The 15,908-nt window shown below is 69.5% G+C and carries 15 protein-coding genes; 12 read left to right on the plus strand and 3 right to left on the minus strand.

Annotation, left to right across the window (positions count from 1 at the left end; all coding sequences use genetic code 11):
- Positions 1–235: 235 nt before the first annotated feature.
- The 8 genes from V7004_RS05130 (at position 236) to V7004_RS05165 (ending at position 8,797) form a co-directional block, all read left to right on the plus strand.
- Positions 236–1,405 (plus strand): acyl-CoA dehydrogenase family protein, encoded by a 1,170-nt coding sequence (locus V7004_RS05130; protein ID WP_334142568.1) that lies wholly within the window; start codon positions 236–238, stop codon positions 1,403–1,405.
- Positions 1,406–1,413: 8 nt separating this feature from the next.
- Positions 1,414–2,532 (plus strand): acyl-CoA dehydrogenase family protein, encoded by a 1,119-nt coding sequence (locus tag V7004_RS05135; RefSeq protein WP_334142569.1) that lies wholly within the window; start codon positions 1,414–1,416, stop codon positions 2,530–2,532.
- A 98-nt stretch (positions 2,533–2,630) separates the two neighbouring features.
- Positions 2,631–4,043, plus strand: coding sequence for an ABC transporter substrate-binding protein (locus V7004_RS05140; RefSeq protein WP_334142570.1), 1,413 nt, complete (start codon positions 2,631–2,633; stop codon positions 4,041–4,043).
- A gap of 9 nt (positions 4,044–4,052) precedes the next feature.
- Positions 4,053–6,107 carry a branched-chain amino acid ABC transporter permease gene (locus V7004_RS05145; protein ID WP_334142571.1) on the plus strand — a complete coding sequence of 685 codons (2,055 nt, stop codon included), beginning with the start codon at positions 4,053–4,055 and terminating at the stop codon, positions 6,105–6,107.
- On the plus strand, positions 6,088–6,822 hold the full coding sequence (locus V7004_RS05150; RefSeq protein ID WP_334142572.1) for an ABC transporter ATP-binding protein: 735 nt from the start codon (positions 6,088–6,090) through the stop codon (positions 6,820–6,822). The genes V7004_RS05145 and V7004_RS05150 overlap by 20 nt, the downstream gene beginning before the upstream one ends.
- A 10-nt stretch (positions 6,823–6,832) precedes the next feature.
- Positions 6,833–7,558: an ABC transporter ATP-binding protein gene (locus V7004_RS05155; RefSeq protein WP_334142573.1), complete on the plus strand. Its 726-nt coding sequence runs from the start codon at positions 6,833–6,835 to the stop codon at positions 7,556–7,558.
- 34 nt (positions 7,559–7,592) lie between these two features.
- Positions 7,593–8,027: a hypothetical protein gene (locus tag V7004_RS05160; protein ID WP_334142574.1), complete on the plus strand. Its 435-nt coding sequence runs from the start codon at positions 7,593–7,595 to the stop codon at positions 8,025–8,027.
- Positions 8,028–8,029: 2 nt separating this feature from the next.
- Positions 8,030–8,797 carry an SDR family NAD(P)-dependent oxidoreductase gene (locus V7004_RS05165; protein WP_334142575.1) on the plus strand — a complete coding sequence of 256 codons (768 nt, stop codon included), beginning with the start codon at positions 8,030–8,032 and terminating at the stop codon, positions 8,795–8,797.
- Between the two features lie 67 nt (positions 8,798–8,864).
- Here V7004_RS05165 and V7004_RS05170 read toward each other — a convergent pair whose 3' ends face one another.
- A complete protein-coding gene (locus V7004_RS05170) occupies positions 8,865–9,608 on the minus strand; it encodes an acetoacetate decarboxylase family protein (protein WP_334142576.1) in 744 nt (247 codons plus the stop codon).
- 39 nt (positions 9,609–9,647) lie between these two features.
- Between V7004_RS05170 and V7004_RS05175 the strand changes: the two genes are divergently transcribed.
- The 4 genes from V7004_RS05175 (at position 9,648) to V7004_RS05190 (ending at position 12,689) form a co-directional block, all read left to right on the plus strand.
- Positions 9,648–10,412: an SDR family oxidoreductase gene (locus V7004_RS05175; RefSeq protein WP_334142577.1), complete on the plus strand. Its 765-nt coding sequence runs from the start codon at positions 9,648–9,650 to the stop codon at positions 10,410–10,412.
- 63 nt (positions 10,413–10,475) lie between these two features.
- Positions 10,476–11,270, plus strand: a complete 795-nt coding sequence (locus V7004_RS05180) for a crotonase/enoyl-CoA hydratase family protein (RefSeq protein ID WP_334142578.1) — start codon at positions 10,476–10,478, stop codon at positions 11,268–11,270.
- A 1-nt stretch (position 11,271) separates the two neighbouring features.
- Positions 11,272–11,928 carry a PaaI family thioesterase gene (locus V7004_RS05185; protein WP_334142579.1) on the plus strand — a complete coding sequence of 219 codons (657 nt, stop codon included), beginning with the start codon at positions 11,272–11,274 and terminating at the stop codon, positions 11,926–11,928.
- An 89-nt stretch (positions 11,929–12,017) separates the two neighbouring features.
- Entirely contained in the window at positions 12,018–12,689 is a 672-nt protein-coding gene (locus V7004_RS05190; protein ID WP_334142580.1) for a hypothetical protein, read from the plus strand.
- Positions 12,690–12,711: 22 nt separating this feature from the next.
- On the opposite strand, the gene V7004_RS05195 is transcribed toward V7004_RS05190, so the two are convergent.
- Positions 12,712–14,163 carry an aldehyde dehydrogenase gene (locus V7004_RS05195; protein WP_334142581.1) on the minus strand — a complete coding sequence of 484 codons (1,452 nt, stop codon included), beginning with the start codon at positions 14,161–14,163 and terminating at the stop codon, positions 12,712–12,714.
- A gap of 53 nt (positions 14,164–14,216) precedes the next feature.
- Positions 14,217–15,851 carry an acyl-CoA synthetase gene (locus V7004_RS05200; protein WP_334142582.1) on the minus strand — a complete coding sequence of 545 codons (1,635 nt, stop codon included), beginning with the start codon at positions 15,849–15,851 and terminating at the stop codon, positions 14,217–14,219.
- Positions 15,852–15,908 lie beyond the last annotated feature (57 nt).

Below are 15,908 nucleotides of genomic sequence, written 5' to 3' on the forward strand. Positions count from 1 at the left end.
CCTCACCCCTCACTCCCGAACTGTTCATGTCTACGCGGTTGGAGGCCGCGGATCGCTGAACAGTTGGGATGGGGGTCGAGCACATGTCGAGCTGTTCATGTCCACGCGGTTGGAGGCCGCGGATCGCTGAACAGTTGGGATGGGGAGATCTGACGGCCCGTCACATTTGGCCTAATCTGACGGGCCGTCACGTCCCGGGCCGGGGTCCGATCGAGGTGGGAAGGGGAGCCGAAGCGTGCATCTCGCGTACACGCCCGAGCAGGAGGCGCTGCGCCAGGAGCTGCGGGCGTACTTCGCCCGGATCGTCACCCCCGAGGTCGAGGAGGAGATGGCCCGCGGTGAGATGGGCGGGCCCCACTGCCTCGAGGCGGTCAGGCAGATGGGGCGCGACAACTGGCTGGCGGTGAGCTGGCCTGAGGAGTACGGCGGCCGCAACCTCTCGCTCGTCGAGCAGTTCATCTTCTTCGAAGAGGCCCACGGTGCGAACGCACCGGTGCCGTTCCTGACCGTGAACACCGTCGGCCAGACGATCCTGCAGTACGGCACCGAGGAGCAGAAGCGATGGCTGTTGCCGGGGATCCTCCGCGGCGAGACCCACTTCGCCATCGGCTACACCGAGCCCAACTCGGGCACCGATCTCGCCTCGCTCCAGACCCGGGCGGTTCGCGACGGTGACGAGTGGGTGATCAACGGGCAGAAGATCTTCACCAGCCTGGCGGGCTTCGCCAACTACATCTGGCTCGCGGCCCGCACCGACCCGGACGCCCCCAAGCACAAGGGCATCACGATCTTCGTGGTCCCGACCGACACTCCCGGCTTCTCCTGGCAGCCCATCGAGACCCTCGGCGGCGCCGACACCACCTACACCTTCTACGAGGACGTGCGGGTGCCCGATGCCAACATCGTCGGCGGGCTGAACAACGGGTGGAGCCTGATCACCAACCAGCTCAACTACGAGCGGGTGTCCCTGGCCATCCCCGCCTGGGCAGGCCGGATCTTCGAGAAGGTGGTCGCCTGGGCCAAGGAGCACCAGACGCCCGACGGCGAGCGGGTGATCGATCAGGAGTGGGTACAGATCTCCTTGGCGCGCTGCCGGGCGAAGATCGACTACCTGACGCTGCTGAACTGGAAGGCAGCGACCTCCGACCAGCTCGACCCGGCACTGGCCTCGGCGACGAAGGTCTACGGCACCGAGATGTACATCGAGGTCTACCGGGCTCTGATGGAGATCCTCGGCCAGGCCGGCTACCTGCGACGGCACTCGCCCGGCGCGGTGCTCGCGGCCCACCTGGAGCGGGCCTACCAGGGCACCCTGATTCTGACCTTCGGTGGTGGCACCAACGAGATCCAGCGGGATCTCATCGCGCTGTTCGGCCTCGGCATGCCGCGCACCCCCCGGATGTAGGAGCGGGAATGGACTTCACCTTCACGGAGGAACAGCAGGCGATCGCCGACCTGGCCGGCCGGATCCTGGGCGACCGGGTGACCCATGAGCGCCTCACCGCGATGGCCAGGGCGAACCAGTCCCTCGATACCGAGACCTGGAACGAGCTGGCCAAGGCCAACCTGCTCGGCATCTGCCTGCCCGAGCGCGACGGTGGCAGCGGGTACGGCATCCTCGAAGCCTGCCTGGTGCTGGAGCAGGTCGGCCGCACCGTGGCCCCGCTCCCGTACCTGGCGACCGTGGTCAGCGGGGCCATGCCCATCGCCCGCTTCGGTTCGGACGAGCTGCGGGCCCGGATCCTGCCCGGGGTGGTCGACGGTTCCCTCCTGCTCACCGCGGCCCTCGGCGACCGGCACGAGGTCACCGCTTACCCGGACGGTGGCGGCTGGCGGCTCGAGGGGGACGCGTGGTTCGTCCCGTGGGCCGAGCAGGCCCGGTACGTGCTGGTGCCCGCCCGTACACCGGCCGGCGAGGTGCTCGTCGGTGTGGTGGAGCTGGATGACACCGCCGTCTCGCTCGAGCCGCTGCTCACGACGTCCAGGCTGCCCGAAGCCCACCTCACCTTCGCGGGGGTGTCGGTGGGCGCGACCGACATCCTCGGTGACGTGCCCGGTGGCCGGCAGGTCCTTGACTTCATCGTCGACCACACCACGGTCGGTCTGTGCGCGTTGCAGGCCGGCGTCAGCGAGGGCGCGCTCCGTCTGACGGCGAGCTACACCTCGGAGCGCCATCAGTTCGGCAGCCCCATCGCCACCTTCCAGGCGGTCGCGCATCGCGCGGCAGACGCGTACATCGACACCCACGGGATCCGCTTCACGATGTGGCAGGCGGCCTGGCAGCTCGCGGCCACCGATGCCGGCGAGTGGCCTTCGGCGGCCGACGCCATCGACGTGGCGAAGTACTGGGCCGCCGACGGTGGTCAGCGGGTGGCTCATGCCGCGCAGCATCTCCACGGCGGGATCGGTGTCGACATCGACTACCCCCTGCACCGCTACTTCCGTTGGGCGAAGCACCTCGAGCTGACGCTCGGCGGTGCGACCACTCACTTGCGAGCCCTCGGCGCGAGGCTCGCGGCTGAGCCGGCATGACGGGTCGATGCCGATGGCGTCGCGCCGGACCATCAACGGACCATCCACGAACCGGCTGCACTAGGGTGCGGTCTCTTCACCTCGGAGGGGGATGATCGGTGAAAACTCGTCTGCTCGCCGTGGGCCTCGTCCTCGCGTTGGTCGCCGCCGCGTGCGGCTCGCGTGCGTCGCGGCAGGAGGTCCAGTCGGCGGATGCCAACTCGGGTCTCTCCGGCAATGCCCAGAACAGCACCGGCGGCCCGGCAGCCGGGCCTGGAGGGACGAGCCAGCCGGGCATGTTCGGCACCCTGCCCTCCCCATGCGGGCCCGGTGACGCATCCGGGGCGACCGATGTCGGCGTCACCGACACCGAGATCAAGGTGGTGACCATCGCGGATCCGGGTGGGGCCAAGCCCGGCCTCAACCAGGGCGTGTTCGACTCCATGAAGGCGTTCGAGAAGTGGTGTAACGAGCAGGGGGGCATCAACGGACGCAAGCTCAAGGTTGAGCTGCGCGATGCCAAGCTCAGCGAGTACCAGGCACAGGTGAAGTACGGGTGCGAGAACGCGCTGGCGCTGGTGGGCAGCATGGGCGTGCTCGACCAGACCGGCGCCCAGGACCAGGTCGACTGCGGCCTGCCCAACGTGGCCGCGGCGGCGGTGAGTCCCGAGCAGACCGGCGCGGACTTCACGTTCCAGCCCTTGCCGAACCCGGTGGACTCGTACCTGGTTGGCCCGGCGCAGTGGGTGGCGAGGACCTACCCGGATGTCATCAAGAACGCTGCCGCCCTGCGGACGAAGCTGAGCATCACTGAGATCCAGAGCAACCGTCTCATCGAGGCCTACAAGACGGTGGGGTTCAACTTCACCTACGTCGACTCGGCGAACATCGGTGAGACGAACTGGGCGCCGCTCGTGCTCTCGATGAAGAACCAGGGGGTCACGTACATGACGCTGACCTCCTCGTTCGAGGAGATCATCCCGCTCCAGCGGACGATGGACCAGCAGGGGCTGCACCCGGTGGTCGAGCTGGAGGCGAACTTCTACAACCTCAAATACCCGCAGCAGGCCGGGTCGGTCGCCGACGGTACGTTCGTGCGGCTGACGACCTGGCCCTTCGAAGAAGCCGACCAGAACCCGGCGATGGCCGAGTACCTGCGGGCACTGAAGGCCGCGGTGCCCAACGCCGAGCCCGAGCTGCTCGGGGTCCAGGCCTGGTCCGCGGCGCTGCTGTGGGCCACCGCGGTGAAGGAGCTCGGCTCCGACGTGACCCGCGCCGGACTGATCGAGAAACTCTCCCAGATCCACCAGTGGGACGGCGGCGGCCTGCACGGCACGAGCGATCCGGGAGCCAACAAGCCGGCCCCCTGCTACATCATCATGAAGGTCGAAGGCGGGGGGTTCGTGCGCCAGTACCCCAAGCCCGACACCGACGCCGCGGTCTACGACCGCGGGCACGGCTTCGACTGCAGCCCCTCGAACATCGTGGCACTCACCGGCAACTACGGCTCAGGGGCAAAGGCCGAGCGGTAGGAGCACGCCGTGAGCGACTTCGTCTCCTTCACCATCCTGGGTCTGGTGACCGCGTCGGTGTACGCGGTGGCGGCGAGTGGCCTGGTCGTCACCTACACGACCTCGGGCATCTTCAACTTCGCGCACGGGGCCATCGGGATGATGGGCGCGTTCATGTACTGGCAGCTCCTCGACTGGGGGGTGCCGACCGTCCCGGCCATCGCCCTCGTGCTGGTGGTCTTCGCGCCGGCCTTCGGGGCCCTGATCGACCGGGTGATCATGCGGGGTCTCGAAGGCACCTCCGAGGTGACCAAGACGGTGGTCACGGTCGGCCTGCTGTTCGGGCTGATCGCGCTGGCCCCGATCATCTGGCCGCCCACCCGTAACCGGGTCGTCGGCGAGTTCTTCGGAGGGAGCAAGTTCCAGCTCGGCGACGTCTTCGTCTCGTATCACCAGGTCGTGGTCATCCTCGTCGCCGGTCTGGTCGCGGTCGGGTTGCGCCTGCTGCTGTACGGCACCCGTACGGGCATCGCCATGCGGGCCGTCGTGTCGAACCGGGATCTCGTCCGGCTCAATGGTGGCCGGCCCGGGCGCTCGTCCGCGGCCAGCTGGGCGCTGGGCTCCGCGCTCGCCGCCCTGTCCGGGATCCTCATCGCGGACCGGCTGGGCCTGGAGGTGATGGCGCTGACGCTCCTGGTGGTGAACGCGTACGCGGCAGCGATCGTCGGCCGGCTCGTGAGCCTGCCGATGACCTTCCTCGGGGCGGCCATCCTCGGCCTCGCACAGTCCTACGCCGTGGGCTATCTCCCCCAGAACCCCGACTGGCTGCCCGACGGCATCGACCTCGTGACCTCCCTGCGACTCGCCATCCCGGTGGTGATGCTGTTCATCGTCCTGCTGGTACTGCCCCAGGCGCCACTGCGGGCCCACGGGATCGTGCGCAGCCGGGAGATCGTGGCCCGCCCCACCATGCGCAGCGCCCTGGTGGCGGCGGCGGTCCTCGTCATCGGGGTCGGAGTGGTGTCCAGCTTCCTCGATGCCTCCCAGACGATCTCGTGGAGCAAGGGGCTGGCCCTGGCCATCATCATGCTGTCGCTCGTGCCGCTCACGGGATACGGCGGCCAGATCTCACTCGCTCAGATGAGCTTCGCCGGCCTCGGGGCGTACGCCATGGCCACGTGGGGACCCGGAGGCAACCCCATCGGGCTCCTGGCCGCCTTCGCGCTGCCCGCGCTCGTCGGCGCCCTGGTGGCCCTGCCCGCGGTGCGGCTCCGGGGCATCTACCTGGCACTGGCCACGCTGGCCTTCGCGGTGTTCATGGATCGGGTGGTGTTCACCCAGGACGCCATGTTCCGTGGCGGCTCGAAGGCCATCGCCCGGCTCTCGTTCCTCGGGTTCGGCTTCGAGAGCGACCGGGCGTACATGATCCTGATGGCGTTCGTGTTCGCCGGTCTCGGAGTGGGCGTGGTCTGGTTGCGACTCGGGCCGTTCGGGCGGCGCTTGCAGGCCATGAAGGACAGCCCCGCCGCGTGCGCCACACTCGGTCTGAACCTGACGGTGACCAAGCTGCAGGTCTTCATGCTCTCGGCCGGCATCGCCGGTATCGGTGGGGCCATGCTCGGCGGACTCCAGAAGACCGCGACCGTGAGCCAGTACGACACCCTGCAGAGCCTGCCCGTGCTCCTGATGGCGGTGGCGGGCGGTATCGGCATGGTGAGCGGTGCACTCCTCGGCGGGCTGCTCTATGCGTCGTTCCCGATCATCGCGGGCGCGATCCCTTCGCTCGCCAACTTCCTCCTGGTGGCACCAGGTCTGATCGGCATCAGCCTGGGTCGTAACCCGAACGGCCTGATGAACGAGATCCTGGTGGGCACGGAGGCGCTCCGCCACCGGCTCCGAGCCGGACGAGCGGAGCCGGCCGCAGCGCCCGAGGAGCCCCGACGACCGCTCTGGCCCATCGGCCCGGTGATGGACGTCGAGATGCTCGGTATCGACCGGCCGTTCACCGCTGCCGATCTGGCCCAGATCGACCTGATGCTCGGCGTCGACGAGGAGGAGCTCGCCCATGGCGCTCCTCGAGGTTAGGGAGATCACGGTCAGCTACGGCGGTCAGCGGGCGGTGGACCAGGTGTCGCTCGAGGTCGAGGTCGGGCGGGTGACGGGGTTGATCGGGCCGAACGGCGCGGGCAAGACCACGTTGTTCAACGCCATCACCGGGCTGCTCACCCCGCTGTCGGGACGGGTGATCCTCAACGGCATCGACGTCACCGAGTCGGCACCCCACGACCGCGCGCAGCGGGGTCTGGCCCGCACCTTCCAGCGGCTGGAGCTGTTCGGCTCGCTGACCGCCAGGGAGAACCTCCAGGTCGCGGCCGAGATCCCGAGGCGTTGGGGCTCGCACACCGAGAGCGCGGAAGCGAGAGTCGAAGCGGTCATTGAGCTGGTCGGGATGCACGCCTTCGCCGACACCAGGGCCGACGTGTTGACCACCGGTCAGGCCCGGCTCGTCGAATTGGCCCGCGCGCTGGTGACGAAGCCCAAGGTGCTGCTGCTCGACGAGCCCGCCTCCGGGCTCGACGCGACCGAGACCGAGGAGTTCGCCCGCCTGCTCACGACGCTGGCGAGCAACGGCACTGCGCTGCTGCTGGTGGAGCATGACATGGCGCTGGTGATGCGCACCTGCCAGCGGATCTTCGTGCTCGACCACGGGCGCCTGATCGCCGACGGGCCACCCGAGCAGATCCAGCACGACGACGCCGTCATCGAGGCCTACCTCGGACCGATGGGGGTCGAGGTATGAGGGTGGACCGGTGAGTGCCCGCGCCACCGCCGAGGCACCGCCGCTGCTGGAACTGCGCGGCGTGCACGCGGCGTACGGTCGTATCGAAGTGCTCCACGGCGTCGACCTGTCGGTACCGGAGGGGAGCGTGGTCGCGCTGCTCGGCCCGAACGGGGCGGGCAAGACCACGACGATCAGCGTGTGCAGCGGGCTGATGGTGCCCACCAAGGGGTCCGTGTACGTCGCCGGGCGCCGGGTGAACGGTGCCTCGCCGGATCAGCTGGCGAGAGCCGGCCTCTGTACCATCCCCGAAGGGCGAAGCGTTTTTCCGAACCTGACGGTCGAGGAGAACCTGGCGATGGTGACCTTCGCCGGGCGGCGATCCTTCGCCGAGGTCTCGGACGAGACCTACGGGCGGTTCCCGCGTTTGAAGGAGCGGCGCCGACAGCTGGCGGGCACGCTCTCAGGTGGTGAGCAGCAGATGCTCGCGTTGGCCCGGGGGCTGGCCAGCGATCCAGCGTTGCTGCTGCTCGACGAGCTCTCGATGGGGCTGGCGCCGCTCATCGTGGAGGAGCTCTACGACGCGGTACGCCAGATCGCTCGCACCGGCGTGTCGATCCTGGTGGTGGAGCAGTTCGCACGGACCGTCCTCGGCGTCGCCGACCTGGCCGCGATCATGTTGCACGGTCGGGTCGCGAAGCTGGGAGCCCCGAGTGAGCTGGAGGAGGAGCTCTCGGCGGCGTACCTCGGTGGCTGAGGGCGCCGGCGGAAGTCGATCGGCTGGAGGAGACGTGCCTCGTCAGGAGGTGCACACGGGAGGAGCGATGGAGAGCAACCGGCAACGCATCGAGGAGTTCAAGGAGGAGCTGGCGTCCATGGACCTGCGTCCTCCCGAGGACGCCAACGAGCGACTCTGGCTCATCGCCGGGATGGTGCTGCCCGTTCTCGGGCTGGTCGCCATCCTGATCGGCTGGTGGGGGGCGTCGGGCACCGTCTACCCGGCCGAGCAGTTTCCCTACCTGATCTCTGGCGGAATGCTGGGGCTCGGGCTGATCATCGCCGGCGCGGCGCTGTTCGTCCGCTACTCGCTCACCCGCTACGTCCGCTTCTGGCTCATCCGCATGGTGTACGAGCAGCGGGCGCAGACCGATCGCAGCGTCGAGGTGCTCCAGGACATCGAGTCCATCCTGCGCGCCGCCACCAGGTCACGCCAGAAGGTCGACTGACCGTGCCCTTCTCCGGTCGCACCGCGCTGATCACCGGTGCCGGGAGTGGGATGGGCCAGCTGTCGGCCTGGCGGTTGGCGGCGGCGGGCGTGCGGGTCGCCGCCATCGACGTCGACCGGCGAGGTCTCGAGCGCACCGCCCGCCACGCCCCGCAGATCTTTCCCATCGTCTGCGACGTGCGCGACCACGATGCCGTCGAGCGGGCGGTGCGGGAGGTCGAGGCCCGGTGGGGACCGCTCGATCGGGTGGTCAACGCGGCGGCCGTCGCTCCCGCGGGCCTGCTCGTCGAGCAGCCGGTGGACGAGATCGAGCAACTTCTGGCGGTCAACGTGGTCGGCTTGCTCAACGTCACCCGGCTCACGTTGCCCGGCATGCTGGAGCGGGGCAGCGGGGATCTCATCCAGTACGGGTCGCTCGCCGGCTGGCTGCCGAGCCAGCGGCTCGGGGGGTACTCGGCCAGCAAGGCCGCGGTGGTGTCGCTGACCGAGACGCTCTGGCACGAGCACCGCGGCAGCGGCGTGCGCATCGTGTGCGCCTGCCCGCCGGTGGTCGACACCCCGTTGCTCGACCAGATCGGTGACCATGGCCCGAGAGCGCTGGCGCGCACACCACGTATCCGTCCCGAGGAGGTGCTCGACAGCATCGAGCAGGCGCTCGACGAGGGCCGGCCGTTCGCCTTCCCGGGCCGGGGCACGACGACCTTGTGGCGGCTGCGCCGATTCGCGCCGGGCCTGCTGTGGGCTCGCATCGACGCGCTCGAGCGGGCCTGAGCGTCCCTCGGCTCGGGCGGACCACCTCGACGGCGACAGCGGGGCCGCCGGATGAGGGTGAGCGCGCTCAGCGCTCGATGATCTCGGGGGCGCCGAAGGTGGCCGACATCAGGGGCGTACCGGTGCTCATCAGCGCACGCTTCGGCAGCCCGAGCGCCCGGAGCTCGTCGGCCATGGGGTGGCCGTCACCGAGGTACAGGGTGGCACCGCCCGGGCGGGCCCGCAGGTGCCGGCTCCGGGTGACCCACGGCGTGCGCCGGAGGATCCCGTCGGCCCAGGAGTAGCAGGCCATCTCGACCTCGCCGCCGGGCAGCGGAACCCATCCCGGGGCCACGTCGAACGTGAGAACGGGCTCGCCGCCCTGGCTGATGCGGCAGCGGGTGAAGCCCCCGCTCTCCAGGTAGTCGATCTGGGTCACCCACTTGGGGAACCCCCATAGGCCGCGACCGACCCGGCAGGTGAACTCCTGGTTGACAGGCAATCGATGGATGAACGTCGTCACCCGGGTGAGCGACGGCCGGAATCCCGGCCCGGCGTCGTGGGGCTCCACCACCAATGCCACCGCGAACTCGTGGTAGGGGCCCAGGTCGTTGTCGGTGTACTGCACGGCGGACAGGGCACAGATGGCTCGATCACCGCGCTGGCGGGCCACCCGCAGGCCGGAGTAGTCGATCAGCGACTGGGCGGCAGTGGCGTCCACGAGGAACTGGGCGGCCACCATCTTGGCCGAGCGGACCTCGACCGGCACCGCGATGCGCTCGCCGTCGAGCGCGAAACTGCTGGTGGTCGGGGCATCTCCGGTGAGGGTCACGACCAGAGATTAGAACACGTTCCACTAGGCTGGCCTGCCATGCGTACCGTCGTGGTCACCGGCTCGGCATCAGGTATGGGCGCGGCCATCAGGCGCCGGCTCGAGGCCGATGGCGACCGGGTGCTCGGGATCGACCTGCGGGGCGAGGAGATCGAGGCCGACCTCTCGGCCCCCGACGGGCGAGCGGCGGCGATCGACGCCGTGGGGCGCCTCAGCGGCGGCAACCTCGACGCGGTCGTCGCCTGTGCGGGCCTGGGCCCCACCACCACCCCGGTGTCGCGGATCGTGGCCGTCAACTACTTCGGCGCGATCCGCCTGCTCGACGGGCTCTTCCCGATGCTCGCCGGCGCGCCGTCGCCCGCCGCGGTCGCCATTTCCTCGAACTCCATCGGCCTGGTGCCCATGGACGACCCGTCGCTGCTGGATGCCATGCTGGGAGACGACGAGCCGGGTGCCTCGGAGCTCGCCGCCCGACTCGACGGAGCGTCGGTCTACGGCATGACCAAGCAGGCGCTCGCCCGGGCGGTGCGCCGCCGAGCCCAGAGCTGGGGGGAGCAGGGGGTGCGGCTCAACGCCATCGCCCCTGGCCCGGTGCTCACGCCGTTACTGCAGCAGTCGATCGACGACCCGGTCCTCGGGCCGCTCGTCGATGCCCTGCCGGTGCCGCTCGGCCGACGCGCCGAGCCCGACGAGATCGCCGGGCTGGTGGCGGTGCTGTTGTCGCCGGTGGCGTCGTTCGTGCACGGCAGCATCCTGTTCGCCGACGGGGGCACCGATGCGTTGGTGCGGCCCGACCACGTGTGAGCCCACCTCGTGAGCCTGCTGGCGGTGCTGGCAGCAAACTAGAACGCGTTCTAGTCTCGGTGCATGAGTGAGCCCCATCTGCTGTTCGAGCGCGATGGCCACGTCGCGATCGTCACGCTCAACCGGCCGGAGAAGAAGAACGCGCTGAGCAGCGAGATGCTCGTGCGCATGTACGACGCCTGGGTCGAGATCGATCGCGATCCCGGTATCCGGGCGGCGATCGTCACCGGCGCCGGCGGCAACTTCTGCTCGGGCGCGGACCTCAAGGCTATGGCCGCCGGTCATCCCGAGGACGAGTACACGAAGCGCTTCGCCCAGGACGGCGACCTGCACTGGAAGGCCCTCCTGCGGCACTTCGTGCCCGGCAAGCCGATGATCGCCGCGGTCGAGGGATACGCGGTGGCCGGGGGCACGGAGATCCTCCAGGCCTTCGACATCCGGGTGGCGGGGGAGAGCGCTCAGTTCGGGGTGGCCGAGGTGCGTCGGGGGCTGTTTCCACTCGGCGGCTCGACCGTGCGGCTCAGTCGGCAGATCCCCTACACGGTGGCAGCCGAGTTGCTGCTCACGGGGCGGTTCATGTCCGCGGAGGAAGCCCTGAGGGTCGGTCTGATCGGCCACGTCGTCCCCGACGGGAACGCGCTGGACAAGGCGAGGGAGATCGCGGCGCAGATCGCCGAGAACGGCCCGCTCGCGGTGCAGGCGGTGCTCAAGTCGATGCGGGCCACGAGGGAGATGCCTGAGAAGGTCGGCCTGGCCTACGAGCTCGAGATCGGCTCGCCCATCTTCCAGACCGAGGACGCGATCGAGGGCCCGACCGCGTTCGCCGAGAAGCGCAAGCCGCAGTTCAAGGGTCGTTGACGTGGATGTCGAGGAGCTCGCGGACCTGAGCCGGGTGCTCATCGATCGGCTGGTGACCACCGAGGCGCCGCCCGGCGTGCTGGAGGAGGTGGCCGGGCTGGTGCGCGAGGCCACGGCACTGCTCGAGCAGCACGTGCCCGACGGCCCCCGCAACCTCTACGAGCGCTTCGGCGACACCGACGACTACCTCGACCTGTTCCGGCTGAACCCGGTGATCGGCAAGCTCAACCCGGTGGCGCCCCGGTTCGAGATCGAGGTCTCCCGGGACGGCCCCGGATGGAACGGCACCGAGGTGACCGCTCGCACCAACCTCGGACTGCTCTACGAGGGGCCGATGGGCATGGTGCACGGGGGCATCATCGCCTCGCTGTTCGACCAGTTCCTCTCCATCGCCAACATCGACAACGGGTTCGGCGCGTTCACCGGCACGCTGACCGTCCGGTACCGCAACCCCTGCCCGCTGGGGGTCGACCTGCGCTTCCAGTGCCGCACCGATCGGGTCGAGGGGCGCAAGGTGTTCGCGGTGGGCGAGCTGTATGCCGCGGAGACACTGGTCGCCGAGGGGGAAGGGGTGTTCATCCAACCGTCGCCCGAGCGGCTGGCCGCCATCGTGGCCGACTCGGAAGCGGCGCAGGGCCCGCCGGGTCGTCAGCGCTAGCGCCTCTCTGCTGCCGTTCGCCGATCCCGAGCACGGGATCTGGGCCGGGCGTAACGTTTGGCGATGGGGCCTCTCGTAGGACCACCACGATGACGAGGGAGCAGAAGGCGCTCGCCGCCTTCGGGTCCTCGGTAGGGGTGGGGCTGCTCCTCATGGTCAGGTGGTCGATCCTCGGTGGTCTCGTGTTGGCCGTGCTCGGCCTGTGCGTCACCGTGGCGGGGCTGCGGGTCACGCATCCGAAGGGGTCTGCTCGCCCCACCCTCGCGGGCGTCGGCCTGCTCGGCTCGCCCGCTCGGCCGACGTCGCCGAGGACCGAGGAGGACATCGCCGCCCAACGGGCCGAGCTCGAGCGGCGTCGTATCGAAAGCGAGCGCCGAGCCGCCGAGCGGGCCGAGCGACGTCGTCACACGGAGGCACTCCGAGAGGAGCGCCGCAGGGAGCGCGAGGCCGCTGCCGCCCGCCAGGACGCCGCGAGGCGCGAGCGTGAGGCGGCGGAGCGGGCGGAGCGTGCGCGTCGTGAGGCGGCGGAGCGGGCGCGGGTCGAAGAGCAGCGCCGGGCACGCGAAGCGGCGGAGCGGGCCGAGCGTGACCGCCAGCCGCTCGAGGCCGCGATCACCGACGCCGAGGCGGCCACCGATGAGGGAATCCTCGCCGCCAGCCAGATGGCCACGCTCGAAGACGACGGCGATCTGGACGAGGCTCAGCGCCAGCGCGTTTACCTGCTGAACAAGGTGCGCCTGAGGCTGAGCGACTACGAGTAGCCGGTGTCGCCGGCTGCCGGCGTCAACTCAGCTCGAAACCGCCCGGCAGCAGGATCGACTTGTCCTCGAGATAGGCCTCCAGCCCCTCGGGACCCAGCTCCCGGCCGACACCCGAGGCCTTGAACCCGCCGAAGGGTGCACCGAAGTCCATGCCGAGGTTGTTGACCGCGTAGGTGCCGGTGCGCACCCGCTTGGCGATCTCGATGCCCCGGTTCACGTCGGCGGTGTAGACGGAGCCGGACAGCCCGTAGTCGCTGTCGTTGGCGATGGCCACCGCGTCGTCGTCGCTGTCGTAGGGGATGAGGGCGAGCACCGGCCCGAAGATCTCCTCCTGGGCGATGGTCATCGAGTTGTCCACGTCCGCGAACAGGGTCGGCTCCACGTACCAGCCCCGGTCGAATCCGGCGGGCCGGCCGCCACCGACCACCACCGTGGCACCTTCCTCGCGGCCTTTGGCGATGTAGCCCTCCACCCGGTCTCGCTGGCGTTCGGCGACCAGCGGCCCGCACTCGGTGCTGGGATCGAGCGGATCGCCGACCTTGAAGTTGCCGACCGCTTCGGCCAGGGCGTCCTTCACCTCGTCGTAGCGGGACCTCGGCGCGAGGATGCGGGTCTGGGCCACGCACGCCTGCCCGTTGTTCATGAGCGCGAAGGGCATGAGGGTCGGGAGGGTGGCATCGAGGTCCGCGTCGTCACAGATGATGGCCGCGGACTTGCCCCCGAGCTCGAGGGTCACCCGCTTGAGCTGTTCGCCGCAGATGGCGCCGATGCGGCGGCCGGCTGCGGTACTGCCGGTGAAGGCCACCTTGTCGACATCCGGATGACGCACGAGGTGCTCACCGACCTCTCGTCCGGCGGGCACGATGTTGACCACCCCGGCGGGCAGGCCCGACTGCTCGAGGATCTCCGCCAGGGCGAAGGCGTCGAGCGGGGTCTCCGGCGCGGGCTTGATGACCATGGTCGCCCCTGCGGCGAGTGCCGGCCCCATCTTCAGCATGGTGATGAACAGCGGCACGTTCCACGGGATGATGCCCGCCGCGACGCCCACGGGCTCCCGCCGGACCAGCACCTGCCCCAACATGCCGGCACGGGTCTCCTCGAACTGGTAGCTGCGGGCGAGGCCGACGTAGGTGTCGAGCACTGCGGTCGCCGCGTACACCTGCCCCATCTGGCTGAACGAGATGGGCGCGCCGTTCTCGTTGGTGATGAGCGTGGCGAAGTCGTCCATCTGCGCCATCACCGCGGCGGAGATCGAGGCCATGATGTCGGCCCGCTCGGCCGGGCTCATCCGCGGCCAGGGGCCGAGATCGAAGGCTTCGCGCGCCGCGGCCACCGCCCGATCCATGTCGGCCTCGGTGGCCTCCGGTACCCGGCCAACCACCTCGAGCGTCGCCGGCGAGACCACCTCGAGGGTGCCCGTGCCGGCCGGCTCCACCCACTTGCCCCCGATGAAGAACTTGTCGTAGGTCTTCACGGCTCTCTCCCCCTTGTCGGCGTCTGGATGCCGGTTTGCTGGCTTTTGGTTGGTCAGGCTCCGCGGCTCGCCGACTCGGCGAGCCGCTTCGCCCACGGGTAGTCGGGCTTGCCGCTGGGTGAGCGGACGATCTGGTCCACGAGGTGGAGCTCTCTGGGCACCTTGTACCCCGCCACGTGGTTGCGGCAGTGCGCGTCGAGCTCCTCGAGGGTCGGCTGTCGGCCCTCCCGCGGTTGTACCACCGCAGCCACCCGCTGGCCCCAGCGCTCGTCGCTCACCCCCACGACGACGGCGTCGAAGACGTCGGGGTGGGCCTTCAGCGCCTGCTCGACCTCCTCCGGGAACACCTTCTCGCCCCCGGTGTTGATGCACACCGAGCCCCGACCGAGGAGGGTGATCGTGCCGTCGGCCTCGACGGTGGCGAAGTCGCCCGGCATGGCATAGCGGCGACCGTCGGCGGCGATGACGAAGGTCTCCGCTGTCTTGCGCTCGTCCTTGTAGTAGCCGAGCGGGATGTTGCCACCACGGGCGACCTTGCCGATCACCCCGGACCCCGGCTCGACCGGTTTGAGCTCCTCGTCGAGCACGACGGTGTCGAGGCCGGGGGTGACCGTGGGGCCGCCACCCTTCATCGCCGTGTTGTCCTTGCCGACCGCCACCAGGCCGTTGAACCCCGACTCGGTGGCCCCGATGCTGTCGGTGATGACCAGGTTGGGGAAGCGGTCGAGGAACCGGTCCTTCACCGCGGGCGAGAACACCGCGGCGCTGGAGCTGAGCGCCAGGAAGCACGACAGGTCGAGCGCTTCGCCCTCGGCCTCCATCTCGTCGAGTGCCTCGATGAGCGGCCGGCCCATGGCGTCGCCGACGATCAGGATGGAGTTGACCCGATGGCGGTCGATCGTGCGCCACACGTGCTTCGGGTCGAACTTCGGCACCAGGACGTTGACGTTGCCCTGGAAGAACTGCATGAGGGTGGCCACGAACGCCGCGCCGTGCATCAGCGGCGGGGTGTTGAGCATGACGAGCTGGCCCGCGCTGGCCTTGGCGTTGTTGGCGTGGTGCCACTCGTCGGGCACCTTCTCCCGGGTGAACGGGTCGGTGCCGCCGGCCAGGGCGAAGAAGATGTCTTCGCTGCGCCACATCACGCCCTTGGGCATGCCGGTGGTGCCGCCGGTGTAGATGATGATCTGGTCGTCACCCGAGCGGGGCCCGAAGTCGCGCTCGGGGGAGCCGGCGGCGATCGCCTGCTCGAACGGCGTGGCCTCCAGGTCACCCTGGTCCGCGCCCGATCCGTCCTCGATCATGACCAGGGTCTCGAGCAGCGGGAGCTGGTCCTTCACCGCCGACACCCGTGGGCCGAACTCCTCGCTGTAGATCAGGCCCTTGAGGTCCGCGTTGTCGAAGAGGTAGCGGAGCTCTTCCTCGACGTAGCGGTAGTTGATGTTGACCGGAACGGCCCGGACCTTGAGCACCGCCAGCAGGCCCTCGACCCACTCGATGCTGTTGAGCCCGTAGATGCCCACGTGATCGCCGGGCTCGATGCCGTTCGCCTGGAAGTGATGGGCGAGGCGGTTGGCCCGCTCCTCGAGCTCGGCGTAGGTGCGGCGCTCGTCCTCGCAGATGAGCGCCGTGCGATCGGGCACCACGTCGACCGTGTGCTCGAACATGTCTGCGGCGTTGAAGGCCATGAACGCCTAGTAGAACATGTTCCAATCCGGGCTTTCAACCGGACGGTCAAGGGAGCG

Source organism: Rhabdothermincola sp. (genome assembly GCF_036846205.1).
Taxonomy (GTDB): Bacteria; Actinomycetota; Acidimicrobiia; order Acidimicrobiales; family Acidimicrobilacustridaceae; genus Rhabdothermincola.

Excerpts from the sequence above, each read along its gene's own strand:
- V7004_RS05135 (WP_334142569.1), top strand. The coding sequence starts at position 1,414 with ATGGACTTCACCTTCACGGAGGAACAGCAGGCGATCGCCGACCTGGCC.
- V7004_RS05150 (WP_334142572.1), top strand. The coding sequence starts at position 6,088 with ATGGCGCTCCTCGAGGTTAGGGAGATCACGGTCAGCTACGGCGGTCAG.
- V7004_RS05175 (WP_334142577.1), top strand. The coding sequence starts at position 9,648 with ATGCGTACCGTCGTGGTCACCGGCTCGGCATCAGGTATGGGCGCGGCC.
- V7004_RS05180 (WP_334142578.1), top strand. The coding sequence starts at position 10,476 with ATGAGTGAGCCCCATCTGCTGTTCGAGCGCGATGGCCACGTCGCGATC.
- V7004_RS05190 (WP_334142580.1), top strand. The coding sequence starts at position 12,018 with ATGACGAGGGAGCAGAAGGCGCTCGCCGCCTTCGGGTCCTCGGTAGGG.
- V7004_RS05200 (WP_334142582.1), bottom strand. The coding sequence starts at position 15,851 with ATGGCCTTCAACGCCGCAGACATGTTCGAGCACACGGTCGACGTGGTG.